We start from the raw sequence: 13,052 nt of genomic DNA on the forward strand, positions 1-13,052 counted from the left end.
CCAGCGACGCTGACCGGTTTTTAGCCGAATTTTTTTCGCGGTGTTGTTCAATTTTCTATAGTTAAAAAGTATGAATAACAGGAGAAAGCCATGCTCACGGTACACCACCTAAACCAGTCGCGCTCGCACCGCGTAATCTGGGCGCTGGAAGAACTCGGTCTGCCTTATGAGATCGTTCACTATCAGCGCGAAAAGAACATGCTGGCACCTGAGGCGCTCAAAAAGGTGCATCCGTTGGGCAAATCACCGGTTATCGAAGATAACGGACTGATCCTCGCAGAGTCAGGCGCCATTCTGGAGTATCTGCAGGAGACGTACGATGCTGAGTCGCGGCTTAAGCCTTTAGATCCGGCGCATAAGGTGCAGTACCGCTTCTGGCTGCACTACGCGGAAGGATCGCTGATGCCGCTATTGTTAATGAAGCTGGTCTTCAACAGCCTCGGCAAGCCGCCCGTGCCGTTTGGTATCCGAACCCTGGGGAAAGCGCTGGGGCAGGGGGTGCAGAAAGCGTATCTCAACCGCCAGCTGGAAACCCATGCACGCTTTATTGAGTCGCACCTTGCTAAAAACAGCTGGTTTGCCGGGGATTCGCTCAGCATGGCCGACATCCAGATGAGTTTCCCGATCTTTGCCCTGCTGGCGCGCGGCGGTATTAATAACCTGCCGCATAGTCAGGCATGGAAAACGAAGGTTGAAAACAGCCCTGGCTGGCAACGAACCCTGGCACAAGGGGGGCTGTTATCCATCCCAGGGGAGGATTGAAATGTAAACAAATTGCGCATAGACGATAACGTTTGCGCATCCTCTGTTTATTTCTTCAGCGTCATAAGTGAATTTTAGCGAAAAACGATAAAGTTCAGTTGAAAAGGGCGGGGATTAGGCTAGATAATCGTTTGCCTTAATTTGACCACCCGTTTGTAAGCGCGGAGCTAAACGTTTGCTTTTTCTGTGACGCCCTTTCGTCGCAAACGCAACACAAGGATTTGACGTTTAGCTGGCAGTGGCGTCTCCACCTCGCTTACGGACTTCCTAAAAAACTCTCAGGGGATGTTTTCTATGTCTACGCCATCTGCGCGTACTGGCGGTTCACTTGACGCCATGTTTAAAATTTCGGCCCGCGGCAGCACCGTGCGCCAGGAAATCGTTGCCGGTTTGACAACGTTTCTGGCGATGGTTTATTCCGTCATCGTTGTGCCGGGCATGCTGGGGAAAGCGGGCTTCCCGCCAGCAGCTGTCTTTGTAGCGACCTGCCTTGTGGCCGGCGTGGGCTCTATCGTGATGGGCCTGTGGGCGAACCTGCCGCTGGCGATTGGTTGCGCCATCTCCCTGACCGCGTTTACCGCGTTCAGCCTGGTGCTGGGCCAGCACATCAGCGTACCGGTTGCGCTGGGCGCCGTGTTCCTGATGGGTGTGCTGTTTACCGTTATTTCAGCGACCGGCATCCGTAGCTGGATCTTGCGCAACCTGCCGCAGGGCGTGGCGCACGGTACCGGCATCGGCATCGGCCTGTTCCTGCTGCTGATCGCCGCCAACGGCGTCGGTCTGGTCATCAAGAACCCGCTGGACGGTCTGCCGGTGGCGCTCGGCCATTTCGCCAGCTTCCCGGTGATCATGTCGCTGATCGGCCTGGCGGTGATTATCGGTCTGGAAAAACTGAAAGTCCCGGGCGGCATCCTGCTGACCATTATCGGCGTTTCCATTGTCGGCCTGATTTTCGATCCGAACGTCCATTTCTCCGGCATTTTCGCCATGCCGTCGCTGAGCGATGACAAAGGCAACTCTCTGATTGGCAGCCTGGATATCGTTGGCGCGCTGAACCCGGTCATCCTGCCAAGCGTGCTGGCGCTGGTAATGACCGCGGTGTTTGACGCGACCGGGACCATTCGTGCGGTGGCCGGTCAGGCGAACCTGCTGGATAAAGACGGTCAGATTATTGACGGTGGCAAAGCGCTGACGACGGACTCCCTGAGCAGCGTCTTCTCAGGCCTGGTGGGCGCAGCGCCTGCGGCGGTGTACATCGAGTCTGCAGCGGGTACGGCGGCAGGCGGTAAAACCGGCCTGACGGCGATCACCGTGGGCGTGCTGTTCATGCTGATCCTGTTCCTCTCTCCGCTCTCCTACCTGGTTCCGGCGTACGCGACCGCACCAGCGCTGATGTACGTTGGCCTGCTGATGCTGAGCAACGTGGCGAAAATCGACTTTGCGGATTTCGTGGACGCGATGTCTGGCCTGATTACCGCGGTCTTTATCGTGCTGACCTGTAACATCGTGACCGGCATTATGATCGGTTTCGCGTCGCTGGTGATTGGTCGTCTGGTCTCAGGGGAGTGGCGCAAGCTGAACGTTGGCACCGTTGTGATTGCCGTTGCGCTGGTGGCGTTTTACGCGGGCGGCTGGGCAATCTAAATTGGCCTTTGATGCGAAAACGGGTGGCTCAGGCCGCCCGTTTTTATTTTCAGGACTCATCCTGTTGCCTTTTGCGTTACTCTGGGGAAGATAGAATAAAAGGCACGACGCCTTCCGGAGTACATAAGCAACACAGCAAACAGGGAACGCATGGAAATCTTCTTCACAATACTCATCATGACCCTTGTGGTCTCGCTATCCGGGGTGGTTACACGCGTACTGCCCTTTCAGGTCCCCCTGCCATTAATGCAAATTGCCATCGGCGCGCTGCTGGCGTGGCCGACGTTTGGCCTGCACGTGGAATTTGACCCAGAACTGTTCCTCGTGCTGTTCATTCCGCCACTGCTGTTTGCGGATGGCTGGAAAACGCCCACGCGCGAATTCCTTGAGCACGGGCGAGAGATCTTCGGCCTGGCGCTGGCGCTGGTGGTGGTCACCGTCGTCGGGATTGGTTTTCTGATCTACTGGACGGTACCGGGCATTCCGTTAATACCGGCTTTTGCGCTGGCCGCCGTACTGTCGCCAACCGATGCCGTGGCGCTGTCCGGCATTGTGGGTGAAGGTCGTATTCCGAAGAAAATTATGGGGATTTTACAGGGGGAGGCGCTGATGAACGACGCCTCCGGCCTGGTTGCCCTGAAGTTTGCCGTGGCCGTTGCGATGGGCACTATGGTCTTTACCGTCGGCGGCGCGACGCTGGAGTTCTTCAAGGTGGCGATTGGCGGTATTCTCGCGGGCTTCGTGGTGAGCTGGCTGTATGGCCGCTCGCTGCGCTTCCTCAGCCGCTGGGGCGGCGATGAACCCGCTACGCAGATCGTACTGCTGTTCCTGCTGCCGTTCGCCTCTTATCTGATTGCCGAACATATCGGCGTGTCGGGCATTCTGGCGGCAGTGGCGGCAGGGATGACCATTACCCGCTCCGGCGTGATGCGCCGCGCGCCGCTTGCCATGCGTCTGCGTGCAAACAGCACCTGGGCCATGCTGGAGTTTGTCTTTAACGGCATGGTGTTCCTGCTGTTGGGCCTGCAGCTGCCGGGCATTATGGAATCCTCGTTGGTGGCGGCCGAAGCCGATCCGAACGTTGAAGTCTGGATGCTGTTTACCGACATCGTGCTGATCTACCTGGCGCTGATGCTGGTGCGTTTCGGCTGGCTGTGGACGATGAAAAACTTCAGCGTCCGCTTCCTGAAGAAAAAGCCGATGGAGTTTGGTTCGTGGACAACGCGTGAACTGCTGATTGCCTCTTTTGCGGGCGTACGCGGGGCGATCACCCTTGCCGGTGTCCTCTCCATTCCGCTGCTGCTGCCGACGGGCGACGTCTTCCCGGCGCGTTACGAGCTGGTGTTCCTGGCGGCGGGCGTCATTCTGTTCTCACTGTTTGTCGGCGTGATTATGCTGCCGATTTTACTCCAGCATATTGATGTCGGTGATTCGACCCAGCAGCACAAGGAAGAGCGTATTGCGCGTGCAGCGACCGCCGAAGTGGCGATTGTCGCCATCCAGAAAATGGAAGAGCGCCTGGCCGCGGATGCGGAAGAGAACATCGATAATCAGCTGCTGACGGAGGTGAGTTCCCGCGTAATTGGTAACCTTCGCCGCCGCGCGGACGGGCGTAACGATGTGGAAAGCTCGCTGCAGGAGGAGAACCTGGAACGCCGGTTCCGTCTGGCAGCGCTGCGCTCAGAGCGTGCCGAACTGTACCACCTGCGCGCCACGCGCCAGATCAGCAACGAGACGCTGCAAAAGCTGCTGCACGATCTGGACCTGCTGGAAGCGCTGTTGATAGAGAATCAGTAGCGCTGTTTTGCCGGGTGGCGGCTTCGCCTTACCCGGCCTACGGTTCGAACGTAGGCCGGTAAGCGCAGCGCCACCGGGCACTATTCAGACCGCACCCAAAACCCCTCACAACACTGCAGCCACGCCTGCGCGCTCTGCGACAAATAGACCCCTTCACGCCAGATCATCCCTAACTGCCAGTGCAGATCGCTCTCCAGTGGGATCCAGCGCAGCGTGTTTTTATCCAGACGCTCGCAAATCGGCTGCGGCAGAATGGCAATCCCCACGCCGGCCTGCACCATCGCTGCCAGGAAATCCCATTGTCCGCTGCGTACCGCAATGCGCGGCTTGACGTTATGCTGGTTAAACAGCGTCATCAGCTGGCGGCTGAGGGCGAAGTCTTCGTTGTAGATCAGCAGAGGGTGCTCGCCGAGCAGTTCAGGCTTCACCGATTCCCTCTTTAGCCAGTCGCCGGAGCGGGGCACCAGCACGCACAGCGGGTGGCTAAAGAGCGGAAGCGTCGCCAGGCCGCTCTCTTCCTCAACGGGGAGGGCGGTCATTGCCACGTCGAGCTCGCCGTTAGTGACCGCCTGCTGGACGGTTAACCCACCAAACTCCGAAATCTTCAGTTCTACGCCGGGATAACGCTGGCGAAACAGGCTAATCGGTCCGGCCATCATCATGCCGACCATCGGGGGAATGCCGAGGCGAAGCACCCCTTTGGTCAGATGATTAATATCGTCCAGCTCTGCTTCCAGCTGGCGGAACTCCGCCAGAATCGCCAGCCCGCGTTCGAACACCACGCGTCCGGTGTCGGTCAGCAGCAGCTTGCGCCCGTCGCGGATCAGCAGGGTACAGTTCAGTTCATCTTCGAGGTTTTTCAGCATCTTGCTGATGGTGGGCTGGGTAACAAACAACTTCTCCGCTGCGCGGGTGAAACTTTGCTGACGAACCACTTCGACAAAATAGCGCAGCGTTCTTATGTCCATGATTATTCCTCGAAACTATACCTTTGATGATTTTAATTCATTTCAGTCCACACCGTGCGCTCACTATACTGGCGCCTCGTCTCATTTTTGAGGAAAACCCCCATGGCCGTGGCGTTAAGCCGTGTTACGCCTGCCGTTGTACAACGACTCCAGGTCCCGGTTCAGGTACTGCTCTACGCGGGACTGTTTGTTTTCGCCGAATATCTTGTCGGCTGGCTCCACCTGCCGCTGCCTGCCAACCTGGTGGGGATGCTGCTGATGCTGACGCTCATCCTCTGTCGCGTGATCCCCCTTAACTGGGTGCGCGCCGGGGCGCGCTGGCTGCTGGCGGAGATGCTGCTGTTCTTTGTCCCTGCCGTGGTGGCGGTGGTGAACTATGCGCAACTGCTGATGGTGGACGGCTGGCGAATCTTTGCGGTGATCGCGCTGAGTACGTTGATGGTGCTGGGGGCGACCGCCTGGGTCGTGGATAAAGTCTACCGGTTTGAAATCAGCAGGCACAAACATGACTAACTTTCAGATCAGCGTCTTGTGCCTGATCGCGACGCTCGGGATCTACTTCGCCAACAAGCGGCTGTATCGCCGGTTTCATGCGCTGCCGCTGATGCCGCTGGTCTTCACACCGATCCTGCTGGTGCTGATGCTGGTCTTCGGCCACATCTCCTGGCAGAACTACATTGGTGAGTCCCACTGGCTGCTGTGGCTGCTCGGCCCGGCGACCATCGCCTTTGCCGTGCCCGTTTATGACAACCTGGCGATTATCAGGCGCCACTGGATGTCGCTCAGCGCAGGCGTGATCACCGCCACGGTGGTCGCGGTCTGTAGCTCCGTCTGGCTGGCGAGACTGTTTACGCTGCCCGATGAAATTCAACGCAGCCTGGCCGTGCGCTCGGTGACCACGCCGTTTGCGCTGGCGGCGGCTAAACCCCTCGGCGGACAGCCGGATCTGGTGGCGCTGTTTGTGGTGGTGACGGGCGTCTTCGGGATGGCAGTGGGCGATATGCTCTTTCTGCGGCTTTCTATTCGGGAAGGAATGGCCAAAGGCGCGGGATTTGGCGCGGCGTCGCACGGTGCGGGCACGGCACGTTCTTATGAGCTGGGCCAGCAGGAGGGCGTTGTCGCGAGCCTGGTGATGATGCTGTCGGGCGTGGTGATGGTGCTGGTTGCGCCGCTGGTGGCGTGGGTGATGTTTTAAGCTCCCCGACCAGAATGGCCGGGGAGAAAGGTTTAGTGCGCGCGGCCCTGCTCAACGCCAAGACCGGTTTGTGAACGAATAAACTGGGCGCGGAATTTCTCGCGCTCCAGGTTACCCTCCGGCGAATTGTCGGTGGCCGAGAAGACCCAGATACCGATAAACGCCACGGCAATGGAGAACAGCGCCGGGTATTCATACGGGAAGATGGCGCTGGCGTGACCGAGGATCTGCACCCAGATTGTCGGGCCCAGAATCATCAGAATCACCGCCGTCAGCAGCCCCAGCCAGCCGCCAATCATCGCGCCACGGGTGGTCAGTTTCGACCAGTACATGGAGAGCAGGATGATCGGGAAGTTACAGCTTGCCGCGATGGAGAAGGCCAGCCCCACCATAAAGGCGATGTTTTGCTTCTCGAACAGAATGCCCAGCAGGATCGCCACAACGCCCAGCACCAGCACGGTGATTTTGGAGACCTTCAGCTCATCGCGCTCGCTCGCGCCTTTGCGGAAGACGTTGGCGTAGAGGTCATGCGAAACCGCCGACGCCCCGGCCAGCGTTAAACCCGCAACCACCGCAAGAATGGTGGCGAAGGCCACGGCAGAGATAAAGCCGAGGAACAGGTTGCCGCCCACCGCGTCGGCCAGATGTACCGCCGCCATGTTATTGCCGCCAATCAGCGCGCCCGCGGCATCTTTAAACGCCGGGTTTGCCCCCACCAGCATGATCGCGCCAAAGCCGATGATAAAGGTCAGGATATAGAAGTAGCCCATGAAGCCGGTGGCGTAAAATACGCTCTTGCGCGCTTCACGCGCATCGCTCACGGTGAAGAAGCGCATCAGAATGTGCGGTAGACCTGCGGTACCAAACATCAGGCCCAGACCGAGCGACAGGGCAGAAATCGGGTCTTTCACCAGCCCGCCCGGGCTCATAATGGCTTCTCCTTTCGGGTGGACCGCCATGGCTTCGGTAAACAGATTATTGAAGCTGAACCCGACGTGCTTCATTACCATAAAGGCCATAAAGCTGGCGCCAAACAGCAGCAGGACGGCTTTGATGATTTGCACCCAGGTGGTGGCCAGCATGCCGCCGAACAGAACGTACATCACCATCAGCACGCCCACCAGCACCACCGCGATGTGGTAGTTCAGGCCGAACAGCAGCTCGATCAATTTACCCGCGCCCACCATCTGTGCGATCAGATACAGCGCCACCACCACCAGCGAACCGCAGGCGGAGAGGGTGCGAATCGGCCCCTGCTTCAGGCGATACGAGGCCACGTCGGCGAAGGTATAGCGACCCAGGTTGCGCAGGCGCTCGGCAATCAGGAACAGAATGATCGGCCAGCCGACGAGGAAGCCGAGGGAGTAAATCAGGCCGTCATAGCCGGAGGTGTAGACCAGCGCGGAGATCCCGAGGAACGAGGCGGCGGACATAAAGTCACCCGCAATCGCCAGGCCGTTCTGGAAGCCGGTAATGTTGCCGCCTGCGGTGTAGTAGTCGTTACGGGAGCGCACGCGTTTCGACGCCCAGTACGTAATGTACAGCGTCAGCACCACGAAAATCAGGAACATGATAATCGCCTGCCAGTTGGTTGGCTGGCGCTGTACCTCGCCGGTAATGGCATCCGCCGCGTGGGCGGCAAAGGGAAGTGTGGCGGCTAGCGCCGTCAGGACTCGCTTCATGATGCTTTTACCTCTTGCAGTACCGCTTTATTAAGACGATCGAATTCACCGTTCGCGCGCCAGACGTAGACGCCGGTCAGCACAAATGAAATCACAATCACGCCAATGCCAATGGGAATACCGCGCGTCACGCTGGTACCCTCGTGTAACGGGGTGCCCAGCCAGTGCGGCGCAAAGGCGATCAGCAGAATAAAGCCGACATAGATAATCAGCATGATGATGGAAAGGGTGAAGGCAAACCGTTGCCGCTTATCGACGAGCTCCCTGTAGTGCGCACTATTCTCTATCTGCTGACAAATATGGTCATTCATCACAGAGTCTCCAAAGGTAAGGTTGGTTTGTTTTTATCCCCTCTCCCCTATGGGGAGAGGGTTAGGGGAGGAAGGTGCGGTCTGATGCCCTCACCCCGGCCCTCTCCCACGGGGAGAGGGAGAAAAGATTACGATGGCATTGCGATGGCCTGCTTCTCTTCGAGCAGTTTTTCCACCACGCCAGGATCCGCGAGCGTTGAGGTATCACCGAGGTTGCTGGTGTCCCCTGCCGCGATTTTGCGCAAGATACGACGCATAATTTTGCCGGAGCGGGTTTTCGGCAGCGAGTCGGTCCAGTGCAGCACGTCCGGCGTGGCCAGCGGGCCAATCTCTTTACGCACCCAGTTGCGCACTTCGGTGTACAGCTCTGGCGACGGCTCTTCCCCGTGGTTCAGAGTGACATAGGCGTAAATCGCCTGGCCTTTGATGTTGTGCGGAATACCGACAACGGCCGCTTCGGCAATCTTCGGATGCGACACCAGCGCCGATTCAATCTCCGCGGTGCCCAGACGGTGGCCGGAGACGTTCAGCACGTCGTCCACGCGTCCGGTGATCCAGTAATAACCGTCTTCATCACGGCGCGCGCCGTCGCCGCTGAAGTACATGTTTTTAAAGGTCGAGAAGTAGGTCTGCTCGAAGCGATCGTGATCGCCGAACAGGGTACGCGCCTGACCCGGCCACGAGTCCGTGATCACCAGGTTGCCTTCGGTGGCGCCTTCCAGCGGGTTGCCTTCGTTATCCACCAGCGCAGGCTGCACGCCGAAGAACGGACGGGTTGCCGAGCCTGCTTTCAGCTGCGTGGCGCCCGGCATTGGGGTGATCATGAAACCGCCGGTTTCGGTCTGCCACCAGGTGTCCATGACCGGGCATTTCTCGTTGCCGATTTTCTTCCAGTACCACTCCCAGGCTTCCGGATTAATCGGCTCGCCCACGGAACCAAGGATGCGCAATGAAGAGCGGTCGGTGCCTTCGATGGCTTTATCGCCTTCCGCCATTAATGCGCGGATCGCCGTTGGCGCGGTGTAGAGAATGTTGACCTGATGCTTATCGACCACCTGGCACATACGCGCCGGGGTCGGCCAGTTCGGTACGCCTTCAAACATCAGCGTTGTTGCGCCACAGGCCAGCGGGCCGTACAGCAGATAGCTGTGCCCGGTGACCCAGCCAACGTCGGCAGTACACCAGTAGATGTCGCCCGGGTGGTAGTCGAAGACGTATTTGAAGGTGGTGGCCGCGTAGACCAGATAGCCGCCGGTGGTGTGCAGCACGCCTTTCGGTTTGCCGGTTGAGCCAGAGGTGTAAAGAATGAAGAGCGGATCTTCCGCATTCATCTCTTCAGGCTGATGCTGGTCGCTCGCTTTTTCAATCAGGTCGCTCCACCACAGGTCGCGCCCCTCGTGCCAGTCGATTTTGCCGCCGGTACGCTTAAGGACGATGACGTTGCTGACCGTTTTGACGTTCGGGTTTTTCAGCGCTTCGTCGACGTTTTTCTTGAGTGGGATACCGCGTCCTGCACGCACGCCTTCATCGGCGGTGATCACCAGTTTTGAGCTTGAATCGACAATACGACCCGCAACCGCCTCTGGCGAGAACCCACCAAAGATAACCGAGTGAATGGCGCCGATACGCGCGCAGGCCAGCATGGCCACCGCCGCTTCCGGCACCATCGGCATATAGATTGCGACCACGTCGCCTTTTTTAATGCCTTTTTCCAGCAGGACGTTGGCAAAGCGGCACACGTCGCGGTGCAGTTCTTTATAAGTAATGTGTTTGCTCTGCGAGGCATCATCGCCTTCCCAGATAATCGCCGTCTCGTTCCCGCGCGCGGCAAGGTGACGGTCAAGGCAGTTCGCCGCCAGGTTCAGCGTGCCATCTTCATACCATTTAATGGAGACGTTACCGGGCGCAAAGGAGGTGTTCTTCACCTTCTGATAAGGTTTGATCCAGTCCAGGATATGACCCTGCTCACCCCAGAAGGTGTCCGGGGCGGTGATAGATTGCTGATATTTCTCGTGGTACTGCTCCGGGTTGATCAGGCAACGGTCCGCAATGTTTGCGGGAATGTCATGTTTGTGTATTTGGCTCATGGCTTTTTTTCTCCTTGTAAGATGTTAATAATATGTCGCAAAAACGTTAATAGTAGGGGCTTTACAAGCTTTGTTTATTATTTGGGCTACAGATCACGCATTGTTTGAACAGGTTGAAAAATGAGCGAATGAAACTTTGAAGGAAAATAATTTATGCTGACGATTATTCACATTTATGTTTAAAAAAGCGTTTTTATAACAAAAGGTTATTTATTAGAAACAGGAGAAACTCCCGTCACGGACGCTTTTACGAGTGAAATGCGTCGTTCTTTAAGGCTTGCGCAACAGGCCGCGCAAATGATACTCATACGCCGCGTTAAAAAATCCCATAAATCGACGCAACACAATTCATACCCTATCAGTATGTCCCCCTATTCATGCAGTTTGAGTGAATAAGGCGCTTCATTGAGGAAGTCAGTTTCTATGAAAAACGTTAAAGTCAGCCTGGCCTGGCAGATCTTAATTGCCCTTGTGCTGGGCATTTTGCTGGGCAGTTACCTCCACTATCACAGCGACAGCCGCGACTGGCTGATTGCGAACCTGCTTTCACCGGCAGGGGATATCTTTATTCATCTGATCAAGATGATTGTGGTACCAATTGTGATCTCGACGCTGGTGGTGGGTATTGCGGGCGTCGGCGATGCGAAGCAGTTAGGTCGTATTGGTGCGAAAACCATTATCTATTTCGAAGTGATCACTACGGTTGCGATCATTCTCGGTATCACCCTGGCGAACGTGTTCCAGCCGGGTTCCGGGATTGATATGTCGCAGCTGGCTACGGTGGATATTTCGAAATACCAAAGTACAACCGCTGACGTGCAGAGCCATGCGCACGGCCTGATGGGCACTATCCTTTCTCTGGTACCGACCAACATCGTGGCCTCAATGGCGAAGGGCGAGATGTTGCCTATTATCTTCTTCTCGGTCCTGTTTGGTCTGGGGCTCTCCTCTCTGCCCGCGACGCACCGCGAACCGCTGGTAACCGTGTTCCGCTCTATCTCCGAGACCATGTTTAAAGTGACCCACATGGTAATGCGTTACGCGCCGGTAGGGGTGTTTGCGCTTATCGCCGTCACCGTGGCGAACTTCGGTTTTGCCTCCCTCTGGCCACTGGCGAAGCTGGTGATTCTGGTGCACTTCGCGATCCTGTTCTTTGCGCTGGTGGTGCTGGGCATCGTGGCGCGTCTGTGCGGGCTGAGCATCTGGATCCTGATCCGTATCCTGAAAGATGAGCTGATTCTGGCCTACTCCACAGCAAGCTCTGAGAGCGTGCTGCCGCGTATTATTGAGAAGATGGAAGCCTACGGCGCGCCAGCATCGATCACCAGCTTCGTGGTGCCGACCGGTTACTCCTTTAACCTGGATGGCTCCACGCTGTACCAGAGTATCGCCGCTATCTTTATTGCCCAGCTGTACGGCATTGATCTGTCGCTGTGGCAGGAGATCGTCCTGGTGCTGACGCTGATGGTGACCTCTAAAGGTATCGCAGGCGTACCGGGCGTTTCGTTCGTGGTGCTGCTGGCGACGCTGGGCAGCGTCGGTATTCCGCTGGAAGGCCTGGCCTTTATCGCGGGCGTGGACCGTATCCTCGACATGGCGCGTACGGCGCTGAACGTGGTGGGTAATGCACTGGCGGTGCTGGTTATCGCCAAGTGGGAACACAAATTCGATCGTAAAAAGGCGCTGGCGTATGAACGCGAGGTGCTGGGTCGTTTTGATAAGACTGCCGATCGCTAACCTCTTAAGCCCGGTGGCGCTGCGCTTACCGGGCCTACGGGTTTTGTAGGCCGGGTAAGGCAAAGCCGCCACCCGGCACTTTATTCTCCGCTTAACGCATCAAACTCTTCGCATCCCGTATCAAACCCTTCAGTGCAGCTCAGGTTCAACCAGTACAGTGCTTTCTGCTTATTTGGCGTGATAAAGCCTTTCTCACCCTGCCTGAACAACATCCCTGCCCAGTACTCGGCGTAGCCGGTACGCGAAAGGGCTGAACTCCGCTTGAACCACGAGGCGGCCTGCACGTCATCCTGCGCCACCTCTACGCCGTTGGCATAAATCAACCCCAGCAGCAGCTGCGCATCGACCGCAGAGTCACTGTCGATATCTTCGGTTGCCGTTTGCAACAGTCTGATAGCCTGCGGATAGTCCGTTTTCCCCGCCTGAGTATTCACCAGAATGCGCGCCAGCATGATCGCGCCTCGTTTGCTGCCAGCAATGTTTGCCTGTTGGGCCAGGGCTTTGGCCTGTGCGTAATCGCCCTGCGTAAAGAGGATTTGCGAGAGCAACCCCATGGCGTCGACATCGCCGCCTTTCGCGGCTTTCTCGGCCCACAGCGCGGCCTGCTTGCTGTCGCCGGAGCTGAAGTACGTATCGGCAAGATAATACTGGGCACGCGCATCACCGGCTTCCGCCTGTTTCCGATACTGGCTGCCTATCTCATCCGCGCGGGCGAAGGACGTTAAAAACACTAACAACAGAAAAATGGCTTTCATGGATTCTTATCATCTGGGTACACGCCGCGCAGTATAATCGCGGGCGCAAAAGAAAAAAATGGGTGCATTAAGACCTCAGCATCCTACAAGCCGGGCGGAACCGTTGTTCCGCCC

Annotated in this window: 11 protein-coding genes; 6 read left to right on the forward strand and 5 right to left on the reverse strand. The window is 57.3% G+C overall.

The window, feature by feature from the left end; all coding sequences use genetic code 11:
* Positions 1 to 90: 90 nt before the first annotated feature.
* From ACMWJS_RS12905 to ACMWJS_RS12915, 3 genes are all read left to right on the forward strand, one after another.
* Entirely contained in the window at positions 91 to 762 is a 672-nt protein-coding gene (locus tag ACMWJS_RS12905; protein ID WP_167215085.1) for a glutathione S-transferase family protein, read from the forward strand.
* A gap of 294 nt (positions 763 to 1,056) precedes the next feature.
* Positions 1,057 to 2,406 carry a guanine/hypoxanthine transporter GhxP gene (gene ghxP, locus ACMWJS_RS12910; protein WP_008503390.1) on the forward strand — a complete coding sequence of 450 codons (1,350 nt, stop codon included), beginning with the start codon at positions 1,057 to 1,059 and terminating at the stop codon, positions 2,404 to 2,406.
* 150 nt (positions 2,407 to 2,556) lie between these two features.
* Complete coding sequence (locus tag ACMWJS_RS12915) at positions 2,557 to 4,203, forward strand: Na+/H+ antiporter (RefSeq protein WP_008503391.1); 1,647 nt, start codon at positions 2,557 to 2,559, stop codon at positions 4,201 to 4,203.
* A gap of 80 nt (positions 4,204 to 4,283) precedes the next feature.
* On the opposite strand, the gene ACMWJS_RS12920 is transcribed toward ACMWJS_RS12915, so the two are convergent.
* Positions 4,284 to 5,171, reverse strand: coding sequence for a LysR family transcriptional regulator (locus tag ACMWJS_RS12920; RefSeq protein WP_024906729.1), 888 nt, complete (start codon positions 5,169 to 5,171; stop codon positions 4,284 to 4,286).
* Between the two features lie 102 nt (positions 5,172 to 5,273).
* Between ACMWJS_RS12920 and ACMWJS_RS12925 the strand changes: the two genes are divergently transcribed.
* Together ACMWJS_RS12925 and ACMWJS_RS12930 are read left to right on the forward strand one after the other, a co-directional pair.
* On the forward strand, positions 5,274 to 5,684 hold the full coding sequence (locus ACMWJS_RS12925; RefSeq protein ID WP_021242769.1) for a CidA/LrgA family protein: 411 nt from the start codon (positions 5,274 to 5,276) through the stop codon (positions 5,682 to 5,684).
* Entirely contained in the window at positions 5,677 to 6,366 is a 690-nt protein-coding gene (locus ACMWJS_RS12930) for an LrgB family protein (protein ID WP_045909180.1), read from the forward strand. Before ACMWJS_RS12925 ends, ACMWJS_RS12930 begins: the two co-directional genes overlap by 8 nt.
* 32 nt (positions 6,367 to 6,398) lie before the next feature.
* On the opposite strand, the gene actP is transcribed toward ACMWJS_RS12930, so the two are convergent.
* The 3 genes from actP to acs all read right to left on the reverse strand — a co-directional run bounded on the left by actP (position 6,399) and on the right by acs (position 10,446).
* Positions 6,399 to 8,048: a cation/acetate symporter ActP gene (gene actP, locus ACMWJS_RS12935; protein WP_045909181.1), complete on the reverse strand. Its 1,650-nt coding sequence runs from the start codon at positions 8,046 to 8,048 to the stop codon at positions 6,399 to 6,401.
* A complete protein-coding gene (locus tag ACMWJS_RS12940; protein ID WP_008503396.1) occupies positions 8,045 to 8,359 on the reverse strand; it encodes a DUF485 domain-containing protein in 315 nt (104 codons plus the stop codon). Before ACMWJS_RS12940 ends, actP begins: the two co-directional genes overlap by 4 nt.
* Before the next feature lie 128 nt (positions 8,360 to 8,487).
* Positions 8,488 to 10,446 (reverse strand): acetate--CoA ligase, encoded by a 1,959-nt coding sequence (acs, locus tag ACMWJS_RS12945; RefSeq protein WP_045909182.1) that lies wholly within the window; start codon positions 10,444 to 10,446, stop codon positions 8,488 to 8,490.
* Between the two features lie 423 nt (positions 10,447 to 10,869).
* On the opposite strand from acs, the gene gltP reads away from it, so the two are divergent.
* Positions 10,870 to 12,183: a glutamate/aspartate:proton symporter GltP gene (gene gltP / locus ACMWJS_RS12950; protein ID WP_045909183.1), complete on the forward strand. Its 1,314-nt coding sequence runs from the start codon at positions 10,870 to 10,872 to the stop codon at positions 12,181 to 12,183.
* 80 nt (positions 12,184 to 12,263) lie between these two features.
* Here gltP and ACMWJS_RS12955 read toward each other — a convergent pair whose 3' ends face one another.
* Complete coding sequence (locus ACMWJS_RS12955; protein ID WP_023618154.1) at positions 12,264 to 12,938, reverse strand: tetratricopeptide repeat protein; 675 nt, start codon at positions 12,936 to 12,938, stop codon at positions 12,264 to 12,266.
* Between the last annotated feature and the right edge of the window lie 114 nt (positions 12,939 to 13,052).

The organism is Enterobacter sp. HK-058-C-ECC, from assembly GCF_047531125.1.
GTDB classification, from domain to species: Bacteria; Pseudomonadota; Gammaproteobacteria; order Enterobacterales; family Enterobacteriaceae; genus Enterobacter; species Enterobacter quasiroggenkampii.

Bases quoted from the DNA above. Each gene is read 5' to 3' on its own strand.
- ACMWJS_RS12915 (WP_008503391.1), top strand. From the start codon at position 2,557: ATGGAAATCTTCTTCACAATACTCATCATGACCCTTGTGGTCTCGCTA.
- ACMWJS_RS12920 (WP_024906729.1), bottom strand. From the start codon at position 5,171: ATGGACATAAGAACGCTGCGCTATTTTGTCGAAGTGGTTCGTCAGCAA.
- acs (WP_045909182.1), bottom strand. From the start codon at position 10,446: ATGAGCCAAATACACAAACATGACATTCCCGCAAACATTGCGGACCGT.
- actP (WP_045909181.1), bottom strand. From the start codon at position 8,048: ATGAAGCGAGTCCTGACGGCGCTAGCCGCCACACTTCCCTTTGCCGCC.
- gltP (WP_045909183.1), top strand. From the start codon at position 10,870: ATGAAAAACGTTAAAGTCAGCCTGGCCTGGCAGATCTTAATTGCCCTT.
- ghxP (WP_008503390.1), top strand. From the start codon at position 1,057: ATGTCTACGCCATCTGCGCGTACTGGCGGTTCACTTGACGCCATGTTT.
- ACMWJS_RS12925 (WP_021242769.1), top strand. From the start codon at position 5,274: ATGGCCGTGGCGTTAAGCCGTGTTACGCCTGCCGTTGTACAACGACTC.
- ACMWJS_RS12930 (WP_045909180.1), top strand. From the start codon at position 5,677: ATGACTAACTTTCAGATCAGCGTCTTGTGCCTGATCGCGACGCTCGGG.
- ACMWJS_RS12940 (WP_008503396.1), bottom strand. From the start codon at position 8,359: ATGAATGACCATATTTGTCAGCAGATAGAGAATAGTGCGCACTACAGG.
- ACMWJS_RS12905 (WP_167215085.1), top strand. From the start codon at position 91: ATGCTCACGGTACACCACCTAAACCAGTCGCGCTCGCACCGCGTAATC.
- ACMWJS_RS12955 (WP_023618154.1), bottom strand. From the start codon at position 12,938: ATGAAAGCCATTTTTCTGTTGTTAGTGTTTTTAACGTCCTTCGCCCGC.